Annotated in this window: 13 protein-coding genes; 9 read left to right on the top strand and 4 right to left on the bottom strand. The window is 40.0% G+C overall.

Features of this window, described 5'->3' with window-relative positions; all coding sequences use genetic code 11:
* Positions 1-64: 64 nt before the first annotated feature.
* Positions 65-1,807, bottom strand: a complete 1,743-nt coding sequence (locus tag J8L85_RS03525) for a M28 family peptidase (RefSeq protein ID WP_211014586.1) — start codon at positions 1,805-1,807, stop codon at positions 65-67.
* Positions 1,795-3,246 carry a M20/M25/M40 family metallo-hydrolase gene (locus J8L85_RS03530; protein ID WP_211014588.1) on the bottom strand — a complete coding sequence of 484 codons (1,452 nt, stop codon included), beginning with the start codon at positions 3,244-3,246 and terminating at the stop codon, positions 1,795-1,797. Before J8L85_RS03530 ends, J8L85_RS03525 begins: the two co-directional genes overlap by 13 nt.
* A 175-nt stretch (positions 3,247-3,421) precedes the next feature.
* Here J8L85_RS03530 and J8L85_RS03535 point away from each other — a divergent pair, with 175 nt between their 5' ends.
* From J8L85_RS03535 to J8L85_RS03545, 3 genes are read left to right on the top strand one after another with little or no spacing between them, the layout of a single operon-like run.
* Positions 3,422-4,714 carry an aminopeptidase P family protein gene (locus J8L85_RS03535; RefSeq protein WP_211014590.1) on the top strand — a complete coding sequence of 431 codons (1,293 nt, stop codon included), beginning with the start codon at positions 3,422-3,424 and terminating at the stop codon, positions 4,712-4,714.
* 9 nt (positions 4,715-4,723) lie between these two features.
* A complete protein-coding gene (locus J8L85_RS03540; RefSeq protein WP_211014592.1) occupies positions 4,724-5,494 on the top strand; it encodes an exodeoxyribonuclease III in 771 nt (256 codons plus the stop codon).
* Between the two features lie 3 nt (positions 5,495-5,497).
* On the top strand, positions 5,498-5,671 hold the full coding sequence (locus tag J8L85_RS03545; RefSeq protein ID WP_211016360.1) for a hypothetical protein: 174 nt from the start codon (positions 5,498-5,500) through the stop codon (positions 5,669-5,671).
* Positions 5,672-5,707: 36 nt separating this feature from the next.
* Here the strand turns inward: J8L85_RS03545 and brnQ are convergent, their stop codons facing one another.
* A complete protein-coding gene (gene brnQ, locus J8L85_RS03550; RefSeq protein WP_211014594.1) occupies positions 5,708-6,988 on the bottom strand; it encodes a branched-chain amino acid transport system II carrier protein in 1,281 nt (426 codons plus the stop codon).
* Between the two features lie 259 nt (positions 6,989-7,247).
* Between brnQ and J8L85_RS03555 the strand changes: the two genes are divergently transcribed.
* Positions 7,248-7,460 (top strand): hypothetical protein, encoded by a 213-nt coding sequence (locus tag J8L85_RS03555; protein WP_211014596.1) that lies wholly within the window; start codon positions 7,248-7,250, stop codon positions 7,458-7,460.
* Positions 7,461-7,616: 156 nt separating this feature from the next.
* Here the strand turns inward: J8L85_RS03555 and thiL are convergent, their stop codons facing one another.
* Positions 7,617-8,666, bottom strand: coding sequence for a thiamine-phosphate kinase (gene thiL, locus J8L85_RS03560; RefSeq protein WP_211014599.1), 1,050 nt, complete (start codon positions 8,664-8,666; stop codon positions 7,617-7,619).
* A 165-nt stretch (positions 8,667-8,831) separates the two neighbouring features.
* On the opposite strand from thiL, the gene J8L85_RS03565 reads away from it, so the two are divergent.
* The 5 genes from J8L85_RS03565 to sufD all read left to right on the top strand — a co-directional run bounded on the left by J8L85_RS03565 (position 8,832) and on the right by sufD (position 13,730).
* A complete protein-coding gene (locus J8L85_RS03565) occupies positions 8,832-9,161 on the top strand; it encodes an iron-sulfur cluster assembly accessory protein (protein ID WP_211014601.1) in 330 nt (109 codons plus the stop codon).
* 37 nt (positions 9,162-9,198) lie between these two features.
* Positions 9,199-10,644 (top strand): Fe-S cluster assembly protein SufB, encoded by a 1,446-nt coding sequence (gene sufB, locus J8L85_RS03570; protein WP_211014603.1) that lies wholly within the window; start codon positions 9,199-9,201, stop codon positions 10,642-10,644.
* A 76-nt stretch (positions 10,645-10,720) separates the two neighbouring features.
* The gene (locus tag J8L85_RS03575) at positions 10,721-11,587 is read left to right on the top strand and encodes an N-acyl homoserine lactonase family protein (protein ID WP_211014605.1); all 867 of its coding nucleotides are present in this window, start codon (positions 10,721-10,723) and stop codon (positions 11,585-11,587) included.
* Positions 11,588-11,593: 6 nt separating this feature from the next.
* A complete protein-coding gene (gene sufC, locus J8L85_RS03580; RefSeq protein WP_211014607.1) occupies positions 11,594-12,346 on the top strand; it encodes a Fe-S cluster assembly ATPase SufC in 753 nt (250 codons plus the stop codon).
* A gap of 67 nt (positions 12,347-12,413) precedes the next feature.
* On the top strand, positions 12,414-13,730 hold the full coding sequence (gene sufD / locus J8L85_RS03585) for a Fe-S cluster assembly protein SufD (protein ID WP_211014609.1): 1,317 nt from the start codon (positions 12,414-12,416) through the stop codon (positions 13,728-13,730).
* Positions 13,731-13,750: the final 20 nt, after the last annotated feature.

Below are 13,750 nucleotides of genomic sequence, written 5' to 3' on the forward strand. Positions count from 1 at the left end.
GACAAATTTTGTCGAATATTGAAAACGACCTTTAAATCCCTATAGCTCTCTTCCTATGCTGTGATTACTTCAGTCTTTTTATTTGAAGTTTGTTGAAATCTGAAAGTCTGTGTTGGGCATTTTCTATTTCTTGAGATAGCGTAACATCTTCCCCTAAATCTTTTAATGTTTCAAATGCATTTAAGTACCAGTCTTCCCAAGCTTCCAAAATCTGGCGTTCTACAGCAACGGTTGAATTGTTGTTCAGGGTATTTTTACTAAGTTCAAACTCTTCCTTTAATCTTGTTTTGGCCACTTTTTCCAACGTGCTTAAAATATGGAGTGCAGTTTGTGAATTTCCGTTTACCAGTTCCAATGCACTGGCCAAGGCGGCCGTACCCACATTTTTTAGGGTTTCTTGCGAAACTTTGTCTATACGGTCATTGTCCGTATGATAAAACTGGTCGGTAAAGTGCCATAACAAAAGACCGGGAATATCGGCTCTTAAAAAAGGGGTGTGGTCGCTACCGCCTTCAAAAGGGTTGGTGTTCACTTCCCAATGGGCGTATTTTCCTTGTTTTTTAAAATTTTGAATAATAAAATCGTTCAGGTAGTGGGGTTTCATTTGTTCTAAAGACAAAGGTTGTCCGCCCCATTCAGAATGTTTGTCCTTGCCTCGGGTCCAAATGGCACTGGGGTCGGGCATTTTTTCAATCAAGAAAGAACCACCTGTTAGGGCCGTGTTTTCCCCTACCATATCTAAACTAATGCCCCATTTTATACCATTGGCCCTTTCTTTGTTTTCTTGAATGTACCTGTGGGTAGAAGAAATTTCATCGCCCCATAGAAATGTTAGGGTCCTGTTGAAATCCACTTTTGCTGTTTTCGCCAAATTTGCGGCTACGATCGCCATCTCCAATTGTGCGCCTACACCGCTGGCATTGTCGTTGGCACCCGGTTCTTGTATATGTGCACTGAACACCATTCTTTCAGATGGTTTTTTTGCGCCTTTGATGTTGGCGATTATAGTGAGCTCCTCGGCTTTATAAATTTTTGTCTGAATATTTACATGAACCGTGGTCGGTCTTGTTTTTAGTGCTGCCTCAAGTTTTTCTTTGGCCTCATAGGAAAGGGCGATGCCCCAAATATTAGTGTCGGTCTGAGGCGGCAAACTTCTAAATTGAATAGAGGTCTTGTTTTTTTCGGGTTGAAGATAGGGGGGATTGTCGTAGGTGATAACACCCAGAACTCCTTTGGCTACAAGTTCTTTATAGTAATTTCGAAACCCCTCTTCTATGTAGGCTACTTTGCCTTTTATTTTCAGTTTTGAAAGATCATCACCGGGTTTTATATGTACAATATCCGCTGTGATTCCCGTCTTTGGGGTTGAAGCCGAGTTTAGATAGGTCATGTTGCGATTACTGCTAGAAACAAGCAAGGGTGTATTGTCGCCAACAATTTGCAATGAGGCCGAAACAGGTTCCCAAGTGGGTTTTTCCATGGGGCGTTTTTCAATACGATAGGTTAACCTGTCTGTAGGGGAGGCTTTTGTTTCTAGAACATAACCGGCATTTTCCAACGCGTCGGCTATCCAATACACACTGTTGTTAAAACCTGTGTTTCCCGGAACGCGCCAATATTGGGCAACATACTCGGTGGTTTTATAGGCAATGTCGCCACTAAATTGTGGCCGAACCAAATTAAAGTACGTATCACTTGTTTTTTCCGGTTTTTGGGCGAAAGAAACAATAAGCCCCAATAAAAAAAACGGCAAAAGAATTATCGCTCTTTTGCCGTTGTTCGTTTTGTTAATCGTTATTTTTCCCATTTCCAGTCGCCTCCGATAATCAATTTTTCCTTCAAGTTGTTTTTGATCATAAAATTTTTGGTCGTTTCACTGTCCATTTTGGTAGCGGGCAATGTATCCGCATTGGCCAGGGCATATACCATCATAGTGCCAAACCTTGCGGTATTGGTCATATGGTCTTTGTTCACTAGATCAAAATCATCACAATCGGAATGGTAACATCCGTAAATAGAACGGTCTAAATTACTATGTACTGACAAAATGGGAACACCTTCTAACATAAACGGTTGGTGGTCGCTATGCAAACCAGATCGGTTCGAAAATTTGTTTTGGTAAATAGAGTCTTGTTGTTGAATGGCAGCCCCCAGATCTTTAAAAAACTGTTCGTTTTCGAGCTGTCCTCCTGCATTCATGCCTATTGGGTTACCGGACATGTCCAGGTTCATCATATATTTTATATTGTCGATAGTGTTGTTGGCAACAGCTTGCCGTACCATATGCTTAGATCCCAATAAGCCTTGTTCCTCTCCCATGAACATGACAAACTTTACCGTTCTTTTAGGGTGCAGGTTATTTGCTTTAAAAGCCCTTGCAATATCTAATATGGCAAAGGATCCGATGCCGTTGTCGATAGCTCCGGTAGCAAGGTCCCAAGAATCCAAATGTCCTCCCAATATTATTTCTTCCTGTGGAATTTCACTTCCGGGTAATGTTGCGATTACGTTTCTTGCCTTGATCATATCACTTTTGTTGGTCATATGGATATCTGCCTTCGCTTTGCCTTCTTTTAAGGTTTCTTTTAACGCCATACCGTCTTCTTTGCCGATACAAACTGCTGGTATAGGAATCAATTCACCTGTAACGGAGGCCGTTCCCGTCAATAATACACCATTGTCCACTTGGTTGATGATGATGATACCAATGGCTCCGTGTTCTATGGCAAGGGCCGTTTTTTCACTTCGGTGAAGATTGGAGAGTCCTTTCGGGCTGTCGGGTAATATACTTATATACACCAAAGCGATTTTTCCTTTGACAGCATCTGGATTAGCGGCATAATCGGCTTCTAGGCCATTGCCCATATCTACGATTTCACCGGAAACATCGGCCTTTATGGGAGAATGCCCCAAGGTTACGACTTTTACGTCCGTATCATTGATTTTTAATGAAACCTCGCCCCGTGACCAAGCTTCTACTTCAAAAGTTTGGTAGGCGACATCTTCAAATCCGTATTCTTTAAACTTGTTATAGGTGTATTCTTCCGCTTTTGCCCCGTTTTCAGAACCGGTAAGACGGTGGCCAATAGTTTCCGTCGCTTCTTTTAATGTGCTATAGCCTTTTGCGTTTTGTTTTATTTCAGAGTCGATACGAGCAAATAATTCTGCTTGGGTCTCTTCTTTTTTTGTTTCCGAACATCCTATTAGAAACAGAGAGGAAAGAAATAGTAAACTTAGTTTTTTCATATTGTCTGATTAATTATTAATTGAGGTTTGGTTTTGTTTTTATTGACGCTTTCACAAGATAAGAAATTGAAAGCAGAGGAGGTAATTTCAATATCACATTGATCCTACAAATATCATGTTGTTTTTCTGCTTAAACTATATGGAATCCGTAATTTTATGGTCAAATTGTAAACTTATGAAGTACGAACAGATACCGAACTCACTTTTTATAAAAAACCGCCAAAAATTTATGGCCCGTATGAAGCCAAAAAGTATTGCGGTTTTCAATTCTAACGATATTTATCCAATAAGTGCCGATAGTACGTTGCCTTTTGAGCAGCATAGGGATATTTTTTACCTTTCGGGCGCCGATCAAGAAGAAACTATATTATTGTTGTTTCCGGATGCGATGGATAAAAAGCACCGCGAAATTTTATTCGTGCGCGAAACAAACGAGCATATCGCAATTTGGGAAGGCGAAAAGCTGACCAAAGAAAAAGCGACCGAGATTTCAGGAATTGAGACGGTTTATTGGCTGCAAGATTTTGATAAGGTCTTCTTTGATTTAATGACCGAGGCCGAAACAATTTATTTCAACACCAATGAGCATTACAGGCAAGCGGTAGAGACGCAGACCCGAGAGGATCGCTTTATTCAAAAATGTAAACAAGAATACCCCGCACACCAAGTAGCAAAAAGCAATCCTATCCTTCAAGAGATACGTGGGGTAAAAGAACCCGAAGAGCTAGCGCTTATGCAAACGGCCTGCAATATTACCGAAAAAGGGTTTCGTAGGTTGTTAGGTTTTGTAAAACCCGGGGTTTGGGAATACGAAATAGAAGCAGAGTTGTTACATGAATTTGTACGCAATCGATCAAAGGGGTTCGCTTATCCACCTATTATAGCATCGGGCAACAATGCCAATGTATTGCATTATCTAGAGAACAACAAACCATGTAAAGACGGTGAACTGATCTTAATGGATGTTGCCGCGGAGTATGCCAATTATTCTAGCGACCTTACCCGTACCATTCCTGTAAACGGAAAGTTTACCAAACGACAAAAAGAGGTCTATAATGCGGTTTTACGCGTTAAGAACGAGGCGACGAAAATGTTGGTGCCCGGCACCATTTGGGCAGAGTACCATAAAGAATGTGGTAAATTGATGACATCCGAATTGTTAGGGCTGGGACTATTGGATAAGGCAGATGTGCAAAATGAAAATCCGGATTGGCCTGCCTATAAAAAGTATTTTATGCACGGTACCAGTCATCATATCGGGTTAAACACCCATGATTATGGAGAGTTAAAGACGCCCATGAAAGCGAATATGGTCTTTACCGTTGAACCGGGTATTTACATTCCTGATGAAAATATGGGAATTCGTTTAGAGGACGACGTGGTTATACAAGAACAGGGAGAACCTTTTAACCTAATGAAGAATATTCCGATCGAGGTAGAGGAAATAGAAGATTTGATGAACCAATAATCTCTTATTATGAAATTAGTATCATGGAATGTTAACGGGATAAGGGCCTCGGTAAAAAAGGGGTTCGCAGAGGTCGTTTCTGATTTTGGTGCCGATGTTTTTTGTGTTCAAGAAACCAAGGCCCAAGATGATCAAGTAAAAGAGGCGTTGTCGGAAATCTCCGATTACGAACTGTTTTGTAACAGTGCCGAAAAAAAAGGGTATTCCGGAACGGCTATTCTTTCTAAAGAAAAGCCGTTGTCATTTACTGTAGATATGGGAAAAGAGGAACACGATGCAGAGGGGCGCATTACCCATGCAGAGTACCCAGATTTCCATTTGGTAAATGTGTATGTGCCAAATAGCGGTAGTGGATTAAAGCGATTGGATTACCGAGCGGTTTGGGACAAAGACTTTACCGCTTATCTTAAAGAATTGTCACAGAGCAAACCGTTGATTATAACGGGTGATTTTAATGTCGCCCATACCGAAAACGATTTGGCCAACCCTAAATCCAACTACAACAAAACCTCGGGCTTTACACAGGTAGAAATAGATGGTTTCGATGCCTTGTTAAAAGAACTGGGCTTAGTGGACAGTTTTAGGGCCTTGCACCCGACCACTTTTGATAAATATACTTTTTGGAGTATGCGCGGAGGTGCCCGAGGGCGTAACGTAGGGTGGCGTATCGATTATTTTTTGGTCAGTGAGGCTATTTGGCCCAAGGTAAAGTCCGCTCAAATACATGATCAGGTAATGGGCAGCGACCATTGTCCCATCAGTCTTGAAATAACGTTTTAAGGTATGCGTATGTTTTTATTGTTGCAAGATGTGGCCGATATAGAAAAGAAGATGGAAGCGGCTCCTGATAGCGCCTATGAAATAGGGGTGGTCATCGGCACCTATCTTCCATTGGTAGTCTTGGTCTTGGTAGCCTATGCTTTTTACTATTATTCAAAAAAGCGTACCCAAGACTAATGTTGGGGCACCTGATTAATGTTTATAAGTAAGGGGTTAGGGTAGGGAGTTTTTGTGTGTTTTAAATAAGAGGTTGAAAATAATAAACACCGCCAAAGCCGGAAGCAACCACCCTAAACTGTATTGTTGTAGCGGGATCCAAGAAAATATTTTTGTTGTAGTGGCGCCTATACTATCTAAAAAATCGGGAATACTAAAAATTATGGTAGTGATGGTGACCGCTTTGAATACTCTAGATGAAACATACTGGTTCGGGGCTATGTTCAATAGAATTAGAATTATGGTAATAGGATAAATGAACATAAGTACGGGCAATGCTACCGTTATAATATAGCCAACATTGAATTGGCCCATGATTACCCCGAGGACGCAGCCAATAATGGCTGTGATCAAATAAGCAAGCTTAGAATCGTTAAAGCGCGACCTAATAAAATCGGAGGTTCCTGTTACGATACCCACAGCCGTTGTGAAACAGGCAAGCGACACAAGAACGCTTAAAAATAGATTTCCTACGTTACCGAGGGCCATGGTAGCCATACCCGATAAAAGAGATGTTCTTGAAATGGAAGCTTCAAAGAAATCATGCACCAAAGAACCAGAAAGTATCAGTCCCATATAAATTAAGAAAAGGGCAAGGCCGGCAAGCCATCCGGCCGTTCTAATGAGCTTTCTTTTAAAAATATAAGATTCTTCTTTATGTTTTATATTGATGGATACGATGATGACCCCACCAACAACGACCGCTCCAATAGCATCAAATGTTTGGTATCCTTCTAAAAGGCCATCGGTAAAAGGATTAGTGAATTCGGTGCTGGGAAAACTAAAATGGACCGTAAAGGTAATAATGCCTATCAAAACAATTAAAATAAGTATTATACCGGGCGTCAATAGTTTTCCGATGAGGTTCAAAATTTTAGACCGGTTCATTACAAAAATGAAGACCAATAGAAAATAAACAATACTGGTTACCCACGAAGGAATGTCAAAATAGGGGGCAATAGCCATTTCATGGGTTACCGACGCCGTTCTGGGCGATGGTAAACTGATTGATATAGCGTATATGATGACGGCGTAGACCAAGCCAAACGAAGAAGATACTTTTTTGCCAAAGTCAAAGATGGTCCCCTGTAATTTTGCATGGGCCATAATACCCAAAATAGGAATCAAGACTGCCGAGATGCAAAATCCGATGGTTACCAACCACCAAAATTCTCCAGATTTAAAGCCTAATTGTGGAGGCAAGATTAAATTTCCCGCTCCAAAAAATAGAGAAAATAGGGCAAAAGCCGTTACCAGTGTTTCTTTGGTATTGCTCATGGGTTTAATTATGGCCGAAAGATAGATTAAAATGCTGAAAATGTGTTTCTAAAAAATGAAACCTATAAAAATGAAAAGTTGACCACAAGAATGGATCACATCACAACAAATTATAGTTCAGCTGATTAAAAAAATATAATTTAACATAGAATTTAAAAACTCGTCGTTGTGTTGTAACGGCATTATATCAATAAATTAATAATTAGGCATTTAATCATTTCCCAAATTAGACCAAATGCGACTTTAAAAAACCTACAGTATGAAAAAACTATTCTGTAACATTTTCGGCCACCACTACGCAGTTTCAAAAAAAGTAACTTCTCACATTAAGGAGTATAAGTGTATTCATTGCAACAAGCAAGTTACTACAGATGTGACCGGAAACCTGTCTATTCTTACTCCAGAACTTCAAGATATCAATAAGACCTTGGAGCGTATTTATCAAAATAGGCATAACCACCAAGTAGCATAAGCCTAACTGACAAAAAAATATTTGTTTCGGTCATAGATCTGACCCGAAACAACAAATGCATTCCTGGAAATTTAGTAAGCACCTTTCTTCTTAACTGTCGTATGCCCCACAACGGATAAGATTTGGATCGCCCTATGTTTTCAGGATTTTTTTATGCTAAGATCCTTGAAAGGAATTCCAGCCTTGTGCCGTTAGCGGAATTAATGTCTCGGCACGGGTCACCAAATTCGCCCCGCCTTCCGCATCGGTCATATGCCCTATTACCGTTAGATTCGGATTGCCCTTTATTTTTGGAAAGTCGGCCTGATCAATGGTAAGCAATAGTTCGTAATCTTCCCCTCCGCTCAAGGCCACCGTTGTACTGTCCATTTTAAACTCTTCGCAACTGTTAATTACGGTAGGGTCTAATGGAATTTTGTTTTCATACAAATGGCAACCCACCTTGCTATTTTTGCACAGGTGTAAAATTTCGGAAGACAGACCATCGCTAATATCTATCATAGAAGTTGGTTTTACCTCTAGTTTGCGCAGTAACTCAACCATGTCCTTTCTGGCTTCAGGTTTTAGTTGACGTTCCACTATATAAGTATAGGGTTCCAAATCTGGTTGGTTGTTGGGGTTTACCTTAAAAACCTCTTTTTCCCTTTCTAGTACTTGAAGTCCCATATAAGCCCCTCCCAAATCGCCGGTTACCACCAAAAGATCATTGGGTTTGGCTCCGGATCTGTAGGTAATATCTTTTTCTTCGGCCTCGCCAAGTGCGGTAACACTTATGAGCATGCCCTTGTTCGAAGAAGTGGTGTCGCCACCGATCATATCCACATTATAGGTTTTGCATGCCAATGCAATTCCGGCATATAGTTCTTCAATGGCCTCTAATGGAAACCGGTTGGATACGGCAATGGATACGGTAATCTGTGTAGCCTTGGCATTCATGGCATATATATCTGAAATATTGACCATAACTGCCTTGTAACCTAAATGTTTTAGGGGCATGTAGCTTAAGTCGAAGTGAATGCCCTCGATCAACAGGTCTGTGGAAACAACCGTTTTTTTGTTCTTAAAATCCAACACGGCGGCATCGTCACCTACACCCTTAAGGGTAGATTTGTGATTATTTTCGAAATATTTGGTCAAATGATCGATAAGACCAAATTCGCCTAATTTTTCTAATGAAGTTTTTTCGTTATTCTTGTCCTCTAGCATGATGCAAAAGTAAACAGGATATTTATATCGAGTATTCTATTGGAGAGATAATTTTTATATAGATAGCCTCTATTGTATTATACGTTATAATAATGTTAGGATATGCAATAAAAACGTACTAATAAAGTATATTTGTAAATTATTTATAATTAATCCATTTAAGAGATGATTCAAGTATCGGAAACGGCAAAAAAGAAAGTAATCGACCTTATGACAGAGGAAGGTTATAACGCTGCCAAGGATTATGTTCGGGTGGGTGTTAAAAGTGGTGGCTGTAGTGGCTTATCCTACGAGTTGAAGTTTGATAACAAAATGAATGAAACCGATAAGGTTTTTGAAGATAATGATATCCGCATTATTGTGGACAAAAAGAGTTTTTTATATTTAGTGGGTACCGTTCTGGAATATTCTGGGGGGTTAAACGGAAAAGGCTTTGTCTTCAATAATCCGAACGCACAACGTACTTGCGGTTGCGGAGAGAGTTTTTCACTATAAATCGTGGCCGGTTTGCGGCCTACTTATTTGAGAGCATATGGCATATACTGAAGAGGAATTAAAAAAAGAACTGGAAACCAAAGAGTATGAATATGGTTTTTATACTGACATAGAATCGGATACTTTCCCCAATGGGCTGAACGAAGAAATCGTGGTTGCCATTTCAAAAAAGAAAGAGGAACCCGAGTGGATGACCCAATGGCGTTTAGAGGCCTTTAAGGCCTGGAAGGAAATGGAGGAGCCGGAATGGGCCAATGTTCATTATAAAAAACCGGATTTTCAAGCTATATCATACTATTCGGCACCTAACAAAAAGCCTAAATACAATAGCTTAGACGAAGTAGATCCAGAATTGTTGGACACTTTTAAGAAGTTGGGCATCTCCATCGATGAACAAAAGAAATTGGCAGGTGTAGCGGTAGATATCGTAATGGATTCTGTTTCGGTGGCCACTACCTTCAAGAAAACCTTGGCGGAAAAGGGTATTATTTTTTGTTCTATTTCGGAGGCCATTAAAGAGCATCCAGAATTGGTCAAAAAATATATAGGAACAGTAGTGCCACAAAAAGACAATTTTTATGCGGCCCTAAACTCCGCAGTTTTTTCAGATGGTAGTTTTTGTTATATACCCAAAGGTGTGCGTTGCCCTATGGAGCTGTCCACCTATTTTAGGATCAACCAAGCAGGTACCGGGCAGTTCGAAAGAACTTTGGTGATTGCAGACGAAGGTAGCTATGTAAGTTATCTTGAAGGTTGTACCGCACCATCAAGGGACGAGAACCAATTACATGCCGCAGTAGTGGAATTAATAGCATTGGATGATGCCGAAATAAAATATTCTACCGTTCAAAACTGGTTTCCAGGTGATAAGGAAGGAAAAGGCGGAGTGTTCAATTTTGTTACCAAAAGAGGACTTTGTGAGAAAAATGCCAAAATTTCTTGGACACAGGTAGAAACAGGTTCGGCCGTAACATGGAAGTATCCTTCCTGTGTTTTAAAGGGAGATAATTCTATTGGTGAATTTTACTCCATTGCCGTTACCAATAACTATCAGCAGGCGGATACGGGTACAAAAATGATCCACTTAGGCAAGAATACGAAGAGTACCATCATTTCTAAAGGAATCTCGGCAGGTAAGTCACAGAACAGTTACCGAGGGTTGGTACAGGTGAACAGTCGTGCCGAAAATGCAAGAAACTTTTCGCAATGCGACTCTCTTTTAATGGGCAATGAATGTGGTGCGCATACTTTTCCTTATATAGAGGCAAAGAATAAATCGGCTCAGATAGAACACGAGGCCACTACCAGTAAAATTGGCGAGGACCAAATTTTTTATTGTAACCAAAGAGGAATAGAAACAGAAAAGGCCATTGCCTTGATAGTGAACGGATTTAGTAAAGAGGTATTGAACAAATTGCCGATGGAGTTTGCGGTAGAGGCGCAAAAGTTATTGGAAATAAGTTTGGAAGGCTCAGTAGGGTAATCAACTTAAATGCATTCATTGGCAATTGTACATAGAATGTTTTTAAACGATAACCATAGTTAAACGTGTACCGGATATGAAAAGATATTTTTTGCTACTTATGATTCTTGTTACTGCTTTTTCTTGTAAAGAAGAGAAGAAAGAAGCTGTGGACAAGGTTGTGGCGAAAGCCAAATCGGGTATAAAGCTGTATACTTTTGATGGAGGTACGGTAATGGTGAACGATCTAGAACTTTTCTCTCAGGACACCACTTATCATGGTCAGAGCAAAGAATTTGCCGACCCATTTTATGTTATTAGCCATCCTAAGGGAAATTTGATGTGGGATGCCGGTCTGCCAGAAATGTTGGTAGGGCAAGACCCCTATACAACGCCAAATGGAGCTTTTACCGTGTCAAGAAAAGATTCGGTGATAAATCAATTGAAGAAAATAGGAATGACATTCGATGATATTGATTTTATAGCTCTTTCGCATACCCATTTTGATCATAGCGGTCATGCGAACGCCCTTAAAAACTCCACATGGTTGGTGCAAGAGGCCGAGTATGATTTTGTGGCCAGCGAAGCAACGGCTGTTTCAAATCCGGAGTTGTACAATGCGGTAAGAGACCTACAGAACATAAAAAAAATCAATGGTGATTATGACGTGTTCGGGGATGGTAACGTGGTTATCAAAGCTATGCCGGGCCATACACCGGGGCATCAGGTCCTGTTTTTGGACTTGGATGAAAACGGACCTACCCTGTTAACGGGAGATTTGTATCACCTTTACGAAAATAGGGAACATAAAAGAGTACCCGTTTTTAATTTCGATTTAAGTAAAACATTGGCAAGTATGGAGGCTTTTGAGGCTTTTGCCAAAGAAAAAGAAGCGAAAGTATACCTACAACATCAAAAAGAAGATTTTAATAAAATGCCTAAGGCACCAGAATTTTTAAAGTAAGATATTATGTTGAAAATTACAGACCTGCATGCACAGGTAGAGGATAAGGAAATATTAAAGGGGATAAACCTAGAGGTAAAAGCGGGCGAAGTTCATGCGATCATGGGGCCAAACGGTTCTGGTAAAAGTACGTTGGCTTCCGTTATTGCCGGTAAGGAAGAATTTGAGGTTACCGAGGGTAGTGTAGCTCTTGACGGTGAAAACCTAGAAGATATTGCACCAGAGGAAAGAGCGCACAAAGGTATTTTTCTGTCGTTTCAGTATCCGGTAGAGATTCCTGGGGTCTCGGTTACCAATTTTATGAAAACGGCGATCAACGAGTCTAGAAAAGCCAAAGGCTTGGATGATATGCCCGCCAATGAAATGTTGAAAATGATTCGTGAAAAATCCGAATTATTGGAGATAGACCGTAAATTCTTGTCTAGGTCTTTAAACGAAGGATTCTCCGGAGGAGAAAAGAAGCGTAACGAGATCTTTCAAATGGCAATGCTAGAGCCTAAAGTGGCTATTTTGGACGAAACGGATTCTGGTCTCGACATCGATGCCCTAAGAATTGTGGCCAACGGTGTAAACAAATTAAAGAGTAAGGACAACGCTGTTATCGTAATTACCCACTATCAAAGATTATTGGATTATATAGTGCCAGATTTTGTGCATGTACTTTACAACGGTAAAATTGTAAAATCCGGAGGTAAGGAGCTGGCAATGGAACTAGAAGAAAAAGGGTACGATTGGTTGAAGCAAGAAGCTGCCGTTTAAAAGGTAGGTAGACAAGGTAAAAAGAAAGCGCCTTTTAATTTAAGCCGACTACTTAACACTAAAAGAAATGGATTTAAAAGATAAGTTGATATCTTCCTTTATGGCATTCGAGAACAATGTGGATGTAGAGAACCCTGTTCACGATGTACGTATGGAAGCAATAAAGAATTTTGAAGAGAAAGGGTTTCCGTCCAAAAAAGAGGAAGCTTGGAAGTATACTTCGTTGAACAGTCTTCAAAAGATAGATTTTAGTATTTTTCCGAAAGAAGAAAATACGATAGAGTACAAAGATGTTAAGCGTTATTTTCTTCATGAAATAGATACTTATAAGATTGTTTTTATAGACGGTATTTATAGCTCGTACCTTTCTGAGACAACACATGACGGTGTAGATATCTGTCTTATGAGCGCAGCGTTGACCAAGCCTATGTACAAGCAGGTCATAGATGTGTATTTTAATAAAGTGGCCTCTAAGGAAGAGTCCCTGACTACGCTGAATACCGCTTTTAGTAAAGAGGGGGCCTATATCTACATTCCAAAGAACAAAATGCCCAAAAAACCTATCGAAATTTTACATTTTGCGACAGGCAACGAGGCAGCTTTGATGTTACAGCCACGTAATTTGATAGTGGTAGAGGAAAATGCGGAAGTTCAGATCATAGAACGCCATCAGAGCTTAACGTCAAATGAGGTTTTGACCAATTCGGTTACCGAGATATTCGCCGCCGAAAATGGTATCGTAGATTATTATAAAATACAGAACGATGCCCCGGAATCGTCTTTGATAGACAATACCTATATCAATCAAAAAGGTAAGAGCGTCGTAAAAGTGCACACCTTTTCTTTTGGAGGTAAACTTACCCGTAACAATTTGAACTTCTATCAAAACGGGGAGTATATAGATTCTACCATGAAGGGCGTTACCATCTTAGGGGACAAACAGCATGTAGACCATCACTCCTTGGTGCATCATATAGAACCTAACTGTGAAAGTCATCAAGATTATAAAGGTATTTACGGCGATGGTTCCACAGGTGTTTTCAACGGTAAAATTATTGTAGATAAGATTGCCCAAAAGACCAATGCTTTTCAACAGAACAATAATATTTTGATCAGTGATAAGGCAACGATCAACACCAAACCACAATTAGAGATTTTTGCGGACGACGTAAAATGTTCACACGGTTGTACTATTGGGCAGTTAGATGAAGACGCTTTGTTCTATTTACAATCGCGTGGTATTCCTAAAAAGGAAGCACGTGCTTTGTTAATGTATGCTTTTGCCAATAATGTATTGGAGAGTGTTCGTATACCAGAATTAAAAATTAGAATTAATAAATTGATTGCTGAAAAACTAGGGGTTAATCTTGGGTTTGATTTGTAAGAAAAGAACAATTTTCTTAA

The sequence above is a fragment of the Maribacter sp. MMG018 genome (assembly GCF_018100785.1).
Classification (GTDB): Bacteria; Bacteroidota; Bacteroidia; order Flavobacteriales; family Flavobacteriaceae; genus Maribacter.